At 63.0% G+C, this 8,493-nt stretch carries 8 protein-coding genes; 6 read left to right on the top strand and 2 right to left on the bottom strand.

Going from position 1 to position 8,493, the window contains the following annotated elements; genetic code table 11:
• Positions 1–154: 154 nt before the first annotated feature.
• Positions 155–2,089 carry a S9 family peptidase gene (locus E7T06_RS20500; protein WP_240741200.1) on the bottom strand — a complete coding sequence of 645 codons (1,935 nt, stop codon included), beginning with the start codon at positions 2,087–2,089 and terminating at the stop codon, positions 155–157.
• Positions 2,090–2,612: 523 nt separating this feature from the next.
• Here E7T06_RS20500 and E7T06_RS20495 point away from each other — a divergent pair.
• The 3 genes from E7T06_RS20495 to E7T06_RS20485 all read left to right on the top strand — a co-directional run bounded on the left by E7T06_RS20495 (position 2,613) and on the right by E7T06_RS20485 (position 4,424).
• Entirely contained in the window at positions 2,613–2,804 is a 192-nt protein-coding gene (locus E7T06_RS20495) for a hypothetical protein (RefSeq protein ID WP_136367617.1), read from the top strand.
• A gap of 77 nt (positions 2,805–2,881) precedes the next feature.
• The gene (locus tag E7T06_RS20490; protein WP_136367616.1) at positions 2,882–3,991 is read left to right on the top strand and encodes a M20 family metallopeptidase; all 1,110 of its coding nucleotides are present in this window, start codon (positions 2,882–2,884) and stop codon (positions 3,989–3,991) included.
• A 130-nt stretch (positions 3,992–4,121) separates the two neighbouring features.
• Positions 4,122–4,424, top strand: coding sequence for a hypothetical protein (locus E7T06_RS20485; protein WP_136367615.1), 303 nt, complete (start codon positions 4,122–4,124; stop codon positions 4,422–4,424).
• A 66-nt stretch (positions 4,425–4,490) separates the two neighbouring features.
• Here the strand turns inward: E7T06_RS20485 and E7T06_RS20480 are convergent, their stop codons facing one another.
• Positions 4,491–5,195 (bottom strand): PIG-L deacetylase family protein, encoded by a 705-nt coding sequence (locus E7T06_RS20480; protein ID WP_136367614.1) that lies wholly within the window; start codon positions 5,193–5,195, stop codon positions 4,491–4,493.
• Positions 5,196–5,337: 142 nt separating this feature from the next.
• Here E7T06_RS20480 and E7T06_RS20475 point away from each other — a divergent pair, with 142 nt between their 5' ends.
• Genes E7T06_RS20475 through E7T06_RS20465 form a run of 3 tightly spaced genes read left to right on the top strand, consistent with a single transcriptional unit; the run spans position 5,338 to position 8,449 of the window.
• Positions 5,338–6,417 carry a GNAT family N-acetyltransferase gene (locus E7T06_RS20475; protein ID WP_136367613.1) on the top strand — a complete coding sequence of 360 codons (1,080 nt, stop codon included), beginning with the start codon at positions 5,338–5,340 and terminating at the stop codon, positions 6,415–6,417.
• Complete coding sequence (locus E7T06_RS20470) at positions 6,414–7,421, top strand: GNAT family N-acetyltransferase (protein ID WP_136367612.1); 1,008 nt, start codon at positions 6,414–6,416, stop codon at positions 7,419–7,421. Before E7T06_RS20475 ends, E7T06_RS20470 begins: the two co-directional genes overlap by 4 nt.
• Complete coding sequence (locus E7T06_RS20465) at positions 7,418–8,449, top strand: GNAT family N-acetyltransferase (protein WP_136367611.1); 1,032 nt, start codon at positions 7,418–7,420, stop codon at positions 8,447–8,449. The genes E7T06_RS20470 and E7T06_RS20465 overlap by 4 nt, the downstream gene beginning before the upstream one ends.
• Positions 8,450–8,493 lie beyond the last annotated feature (44 nt).

Genomic DNA, 8,493 nt, shown 5'->3' with positions numbered 1-8,493 from the left:
TCACTCCCCTCACCCCGCTGATGCTCAGCGCCCCTCTCCCGCAAGGGGCGAGGGCTAAGGTCAAGGGCAAGAATCTGGGTTTAGCCCCCTCACCCTTGAGGGGGGAGGGGGTGAATGAGCAACGCGATTGCCCTTTCCTTAGACCCTCAGACCCTTAGACGCCCTTCTCTGTCTTGCCCGCCCCCAAATACCGATCCAGCCAGCCCAAATACTCCTCTAGGCGGTGGATTCGGCGGTCTGGGCGACCGGAGCGGCTGAGTTCGTGGTTCTCGCCGGGAAAACGCACGAAGCGCACGGGCACGCCCATTTGTGTCAGCGCGGCGTACCACTGCTCGGCCTGTTCCACCGGGCAGCGGTGATCCAGCACGCTATGCACGATCAAGGTGGGCGTCTGCACGGCTTCGGCAAACTTCAGCGGACTCATGGCCCACAGTTGTTCGGCGTCGGCGCTGCGGTGGGCATCTAGGCCCAATTCATCGTGCCAGAAGCGCAGGCCGATGTCAGACGTGCCACTGAACGACACCAGATTGCAGATGCTGCGGTCTGTGATGGCGGCTCGGAACCGGTGCGTGTGGCCCGTGATCCAGTTGGTCATATAGCCGCCGTAACTGCCGCCCATCACGGCTGCATTCTCGCCGTCCAAGCGGGGATGGGCGGCCAGCGCCGTATCGAAAAAGCCCATGAGGTCGTCGTAATCTACGCTGCCCCAACGTCCGTAATTGCCGCTTGACCACGCTTGGCCGTAGCCTACGCTGCCACGAGGATTGCTGTAGGCCACGCCGTAACCACGCGCCGCCAACACCTGAAATTCGTGCATGAAGGCGTGACCGTAAGCGGTGTGCGGCCCGCCGTGAATGCTGAGCAGGGCGGGCACGCGGGCGTCACCTTCTGGCAAGAGAACCCAGCCTTCACCCTCTCCGTCGTCGGTGGAAAACGTGACTCGTTCGGGGGTGTGGACGGCAAAGGGCAGACGGCCATGTAAGTTCGTGACTGCTTTGCCGTTCAACTCCACTTCCGGAAACTGCGTGGCACTCTCACGGATCAGGGCGAGGCCGCCGCCTGCACTCGTAAACGCCGAAATCACGCCTTCAGGTTGATGATCGTGCGCCGTGACCGTTCCACCTAACTCCACCCGGAACAGGCCGCAACTGCCGCCCACCGTACTCAGCGCCAACAGGGATTCGCCGTGCCACACAGGGCGGGCCGGAAAGGTTCCCACATGGCAGTCCCCGCCCACCAGCGGCGCAACCGGATAATCCCAACCCGCATCCAACCGCGCCCACGTGCCGTCTGCGTGCAGCACGAACAGATGATCGTCTTCGGGGCTGCCTTTGCCTTCGGGCCGCCCGGTCACGACCACGCGTTGCCCATCGGCGTGCGGGGCCAGCGTAGAAACCGAGGCGTTCCAGCGCCCAAATTGCGTCACTTCGCCCGCCAACGTCAGCGTAAACAATTCTTGCTGCCACTGGCTGGCCGCCGTTTCATCGGTGCTAGAGGCAAACACTACGCCGCCCGAATGCGGCCACCACGCATAGCCCGTCAATTCGACGGCGGGCGCGTGCCACTGCATCAATTCGCCTGTAGCCACGTCGTAGCGCCACAGGCGGGCAGGCGTGTCGGGCAGCCAGTCGCGGCCATTGAAGCGGTAGCGGGGCTTGGTGATAATCCTCGCCTCGCCGCGTTCGTCGCGCTTGTCTTCATCGTCGCCCGCGCTCAGGAAGCTCAGAGATTGCCCGTCTGGACTCCACTGCACGTCCTGCACGCCCTGTCCAAAGTCGGTGATTCTCTGCGCCTCGCCACCAGATAAGGGCAGTAGGTACAGTTGCGCTTTTGCCCCGCTTGCTGCCCGCGTAAAGGCCAACGTTTTGCCATCCGGCGACCAACGCGGCGAGGCGTCGTTGCCTTCTCCACGGGTGAGCTGTGTGGCTGGCCCACCGTCCGAGTGCCAAATTTGCGAGCGCAGACGCGGTTTGGCGTAGGCCGGATCAGGCTGGCGCAGGTCTTCTTCCTCGGTGCGGGTCAGCACAAAGGCCACCTGCTTGCCGTCCGGCGACACTTGTGGGTCAGAGGGAAAGTGCAGAGCCAACATCGAATCGGGCCGCGCGGCCTCGGCAACAACCAAACCATCAACGCTTGAATTGGGTGGAATCACGCCCGCAGTCAAGCACATTCCGGCGGCACAGAAAAGTCTGGGGGAGCAGACGTAGTTTGAAGCCAAACCTTCTAACCTAGCTTTGTAACCCTCGTCTCAATTTGCCTAGAGCACTTGCCCACTCTGCCGAGCTTTCACATCTTGCGTCAGCTTCGCCTCAGGATTGAATTCGTCCACAACGCGCACAAATGCCCAGTGGACTGAGAGGGCCAGAGATTTATGATGACTCCCTCAAGGCAAATCCTATTTGTTCTTTCCTTTCTCGCAATTCAAAATCCTATGCTTGTTTTACCGGCTTCTTCTGCCTGCCCAGTGTCGCTTAGCAGCGTTCTTCGGGTGCAGGCCCGGCAAGGTCATTGCCCTCGGTGCGCCCTCTTTGGGCGGCGTATCGTCCTGTCTTATCCCGCTCTACCCGCCACCCTCTCACACTTGGCGCAGCACGCCACCTTGGAGGTTGACTATGCAAGAACTTTCCTGCACATGGGTTCCCGGAACCATCGACATCGTTCGTCTGAAGATCGGCGGGCGCACCATCGAACTGACCAGCACACGCCTCGCCCGTATTTTCGGCTCGCAGGCCCTGAATGACTTGTACATGCGGGGCCGCGCCATCGTGCGGGCCAATCCTCAACAAGTGCAACTGCTGACCTGAAGCTCCAGTTCACCCGCCGCCTGCCTGTGGTTTCGGTGGGCGGCGTGTGTATTGCCCGGTGGCGCTAGCATGACCGCATGACTGCTGCCGCCCCCCTGCCCGATGTGGCCCACTTGCTGCCCGATTTGCATGAGCTAGTGGAAATAGAATCGCCGTCCGGCAACGCACAGGCCATCGCCCGCGTGATGGACGTGGTGGAAGGTTGGGCACGCGCACTGGGGGCAGAAGTAGAGCATCTGCCGGGTGGCACGCGCTCATTTTTGTTTGGCAAGCAAGATCGGCCCGCTCTGATTCTGACCCATGCCGATACGGTTTGGCCGTTGGGCACGTTGGAAACCATGCCGTTCCGGGCAGAAGGTGACCGCTTGTACGGCCCCGGCACCTACGACATGAAAGCCGGAATCGTGTCGGCCATTCATGCTCTGCGTGCTGTGCACAAGTCGGGCGGCTGGCCTGCGGGCGGCGTGCAACTGCTGATCACACCCGATGAAGAAGTGGGATCGCACAGCAGCCGCGCCCACATTGAGGCCGCCGCCCGCCAAGCCCGCGCCGTGCTGGTGGTCGAACCTCCGGTGGCCGATACCCACGCCCTCAAAACCGGACGCAAAGGCGTCGGCTCGTTTATCCTCACGCTGCACGGTGTTGCCAGCCACGCCGGAAACAAGCCGGAAGAAGGGGCCAGCGCCGTAGCTGAAGCCGCCCGCCTGATTCCGGCCATTCACGCGCTGGCCCGCCCGGACGCAGGAACGAATGTCAGTGTGGGCCTAATCCGGGGGGGCAGCGCCGTGAACGTGATTCCGGCCCTGTGTACGCTGGAAGTGGATGTGCGTGCGGGCAGCTTGGCGGAAGGCGAGCGCGTGACGGCTGGCATGCATGCTCTGACCGCTACCGATTCCCGCATCCGCCTAGAACTCGGCGGTGGCTTGAACCGTCCCCCCTTCGAGCGCGGCCCACACACGCTGGCGCTGTATGCACGGGCGCAGGCGATTGCTTCCCAGTTGGGGTTCGAGTTGACTGAGGAAGTGGTGGGCGGCGGTAGCGACGGCAATTTTACTGCGCCGCTCTCGCCCACGCTGGACGGCCTCGGCGCACCCGGCGACGGCGCACACGCGGCCCATGAGCATGTGCGCCTAGACCGCTGGCCCCTGCATGTGGCCCTGCTGACAGGGCTTTTGCGGGAGGTGTGAAGGAAGGGCAATCGCTTTGCTCACTCACCCCCTCCCCAACCCTCCCCCCTCAAGGGAGAGGGAGTAAAAGCCTTTAGACCTTTGACTTTTCGACCCTTAGACTGACCCCACACCCCTCAGGAGACCCACCATGTTCGGACTGTTCGGCAAAAAATCAGGCGGCAAGAACCCCAACGTCAAGCAAGACGATATTCACACCTACCGCGTGCGCGTAAGAACCAAATTGCACGGCGAAATCGTGGAATTCCGCTTTACCAAAAGTGCTCACATCGGCCTAGATGACGATGGGAATTACTTGTTCCGCAAAGCCGTCGTGTCGCCCAAACACTTTGACCGGGGCGAACTGCTGGTCACGTTCGACAAGCGCTACAACGTGACGGCCACCACCGGAGAAGGCGTGGAGTTTGTGCCGGTGGCGGAGTGGGAAGACTGAAGGCAGATCGTGGATCGTGGTTTTGCCGTTCCCACACCCCACGATCCACCTTCCACCCTCAATTTTTTACACCCCAACTTCGTAAAACGTTTCCTCCACGATCCGCTCTGGAAACCTGCGAATAAAATCCACCGTACTGAGCGCCTGCGTGCGGTGGCAGGCGATGGCTTGCAGCTTGCGCGTAATGAAGGGTGTCACGTCGCGGCGCAGGTTGGCGGGCAGCCATTCGGGCAGCAATGCCTCATTTTCGGGAGCGGTGTCGCTGGCGTAGTACCACAGGCGCGGGCGCTCTCCTTCCGGCAGGGCGTCCCACGCGGCTTTTACGGCGCGGTGAGTCGTCACATGATCCGGGTGGCCGTTGCTGCCGTTGGGCGGAAAAGTCAGCACGATTTCGGGGCGGTGGCGGGCCAGAGCCTCACGCGCCGTTTCAATGATCGGCTCGATGGGCTGGTCTTGCAAATACTTGTCGGGAAAATTGTGCTGCTCGAAGCTGCTGCCGGGGGTGGTGGTCAGGCCGATGACCGCGAGGCAGGCCCGCAGTTCTGTATCCCGTAGCGCCGCCAGTTCTTCCGGTGTATCGCACAGCCCGAGCGTGCGCCCCGCCTCGCCGTGCGTGAGGGTCACGAGGCCGCAGTTGTGGCCCTCAGCCAGCAGGGTCATCAGTGTGCCCGACGCCCCGTACACCTCATCGTCGGGGTGGGGAAGAATCAGCAGCAGTTTGAGGCGTGGGGAGGGTGAAGCAGGGACAGGTGAAACAGGGGCGTGGGTCATGGGGGTCAGAATAGAGTGTGGATCGTGGATCGCAGAATGTGGGAAAGGCCAAACCACAATCCACGTTCCACACCCGCCCCCCAGCGCCCCTCTACGTTTCTTGGCCGATGCGCTTCCCGCCCCCATCCGTCAGCATAGAAGCATGACCGATTCCACCACTGCCAGTCCCGCTGCCACCGCTGCTGCCGCACCTGCTTTTAGCCTGCGCGAATTCCAGAGTCCCGGCGATTATGTGGGCGCAGCGTGGGTGCTGAGCGCCGCAAACCCCGAATGGCCCGTAACACCCGAACTGCTGCAAATGTGGGACGAGGCCGAAGACCCGAACCTGTTCCGCACCGAGATCGTAGCCGAGATGGGCGGGCGCGTGGTAGGTGTGGGCCGCGTCGGGCACGATGATTTTGCTTTCGAGGAGTGGCGGTATTGGGGCAATTTCAGCGTGCATCCGGACGCACGTGGGCAGGGCGTGGGCGAGGCGATGTACCAAGAACTCTTGGGGCGCGTGCAGGTGCGTGGGGCGCAGGAAATTCGCACCATGCTGTCGGACGCGCCGCACTTTGCGGGGGGCCGCGCCTTCCTTACGGCACACGGTTGGAAGGAGACTTGGCAGCGGTACGAGAGCCGGATTCAAACGTTGGAGACCGATCTCTCCCGCTTTGGCCCGCTGCTAAACGGAGTGGCCGCGCACGGTATAGAACTGCATTCGGTGGCGTCGTTGGCCGCCGACCCGGAGCGCAACCGCAAGTTGTGGGAACTGGACTGGCAACTGTTTCAGGATGTGCCGATGGGCACGGCGCTGACCAAACGACCCTTCGAGGCGTGGGTCAAACAGGAAGTCGAAGACACCACCTTCAGCGCCGACCTGTCGTTTGTGGCGGTGCGCCCTGACCTGAACGACCCCCTCACCGGAAGTTACGTGGGCTATTCCACACTCATGCAAAATCCGTCCGGGTTTTACGTGATCGGCATGACGGGCGTGCGGCGTGAAGACCGGGGCAAAGGTGTGGCGAAGGCGCTGAAAGTGGCGGCCATGCAAGCCCTGAACGCACGCGGCGGCGGCGAAATCCGCACCTTCAACGACGCGCCGAACGCTGCCATGTTGGGCATGAATCAGGCGCTCGGCTTTGTGCGCGGGCCAACGCATCTGCGCTACGAACTGCACTTGGCGGAGGGGGAATTGGCGGGGGCGGAGTTGGCCGCATCAGAAACAGGAGAGGCAAAATGACCCCACCTTCCACGCTGACTGTGAAGATTCGGGACTTCATCGACGCCGATTATCCGGCCCTTGCTGCCGTTCAACAGGCGGTGTGGCCGCAGCAGACCGTGACCGCCGAGTACCTTCAGCACGGCGATCAGGAATTGCGCGAACATCCCCGGCAGCCCCATTTTTGGCGCATTGTGGCCGAAGATCACAGCGGACAAATCGTGGGCGCGGCGTCGGCGGTGCAGTGGCCGGGCATGTTCGATCCCCACCGCTACCACGCCGAGCTGATGGTTTTGCCCGAAGCTGAGGGCCGGGGCGTGGGGCGGGCGTTGGCCGAAGCGCTGTGGGCACACCTACAGGAACGCGGCGCACGCGAGATTCTGGCGGGCACGCAAGAAGACCGGCCTCGCGGCCTCGCGTTCCTTGCACACTGGGGCTTTGCCGAAGCCATGCGCTTTTTCGACAACGTGTTAGACGTGCAGACCTTTGACCCTGCGCCGTTTGCTGCCGCTGCCCAGCTTGCACCCGGCTACCGCGCCGTCCATCTGGCCGACCTGTGCGCCGAACGTGGCCCGGACGCGGCGTGGGCGGCCTATTTCGCCGGATTTGTGCAGGCCCGCGCCGATGTGCCGCGCACCGGGGAGGCCAGCCCCGTGCTGGAATCCGAGTTCCGCAAACGGGGGACGCACCCGCAATTCTGGCCGGAAGCGGTGCTGCTGGCGGTGCATGAACCCACCGGAGAGGTAGCGGCCCTCACCGAACTCTGGCTTGATCCCGCCGACCCCGCCCGCCTGAATACCGGCCTGACCGGAACCACGCGCAACCACCGCCGATTGGGGCTGGGGCTGGCGCTGAAGCTGAAGTCCATAGAGCAGGCGCGGGCGCGGGGCGCGGCGAAAATCTGGACGGGCAACGCCAGCAGCAACCGCCCCATGCTGAACATCAACGAGCGGCTCGGCTTCGTGAAGGAACCCGCGTGGATAGAGATGCAGTGGTTTGCGCCGGAGAGTGAGGCCAAACAATGAGCCGCTGGCGGGTTCGGCCTGTTGAGGATGCCGACTGGGACGCCGCTGCCGAGGTCTGGACGGCGGCCCACCCACACGATCCCTTCAGCGGCCCGGAACTGAAGCACCAGACGCAGCAGCAAGCCACTTGGGGCTACCGACATACGGCGCTGGTGGCCGAAGCTGAAGGTGGCGCAACGTTGGGAAACACAGTGTTGGGAAGCGCGGTAGTGGGTTTGGGTCTGCTGTCTCAGAATCCGGGCATGTACCACCCGCAGCGGTTCGAGCTGGAAGTGGCGGTGCGCCCTGAATGGCAGGGGCAGGGCGTGGGCGCGGCGCTGTGGCGGGAGCTAGAGGGACTCCTGCGCGGCTGGAACGCCCTTTCCGTTCGTACCCTTGCCCGCGAAGATCATCCGCTCGCGCCCCATTTTCTGACCCGGCGCGGCTTTAGTCCCGGTAAGCGGTACTTCACCAGTGCCCTAAACTTGAATCAAGCATTTGACGAAACGCCGTTTTCGCCCACTGAGACGCGGTTGGCGGCTCTGGACGTGCGCGTGCTGAGCCTCGCAGAGTTGCGGGAAGCGGGCACGCCCGACCTGCCCCGCCGTCTGCACGCCCTGATGTCCGATGTGCGGCAGGATGTCCCGCGTTCGGAACCCGCCACACCGCTGACCTTTGAAGTCTTTAACGAAGCGATCCTCAACGATTCTTGCCTGTTGCCCGATGCCTACCTGATTGCCCAAGCCCCAAACGGCGACTGGCTCGGCCAATCCACCTTGTTCCGGTCTGAGGCCAGCGCCGACCTGCTGACCGGACTGACGGGCGTGACGCGGGACTGGCGCGGGCAGGGCGTGGCCACGCTGCTGAAGCTGCACATTTTGCGTGTGGCACAGGCTTTGGCCGTCCAAAGAGGCGGCGACGTGTTCCTGCGAACCGACAACGCCAGCGATAACGCGCCGATGCTCGCCATCAACGACCGCTTCGGCTTCGTGCGCGACCCCGCCAGCGTCAGTTGGGTGCTGGACTTGGGGGCGAACGATCAGAGTTGAAATACTTTCTTAGATTCTTAGACCCTAGACCCTTAGACAAAGCC

Source organism: Deinococcus sp. Arct2-2, assembly GCF_004801315.1.
Classification (GTDB): domain Bacteria; phylum Deinococcota; class Deinococci; order Deinococcales; family Deinococcaceae; genus Deinococcus.
This window is presented reverse-complemented; position numbering and strand designations above follow the sequence as displayed.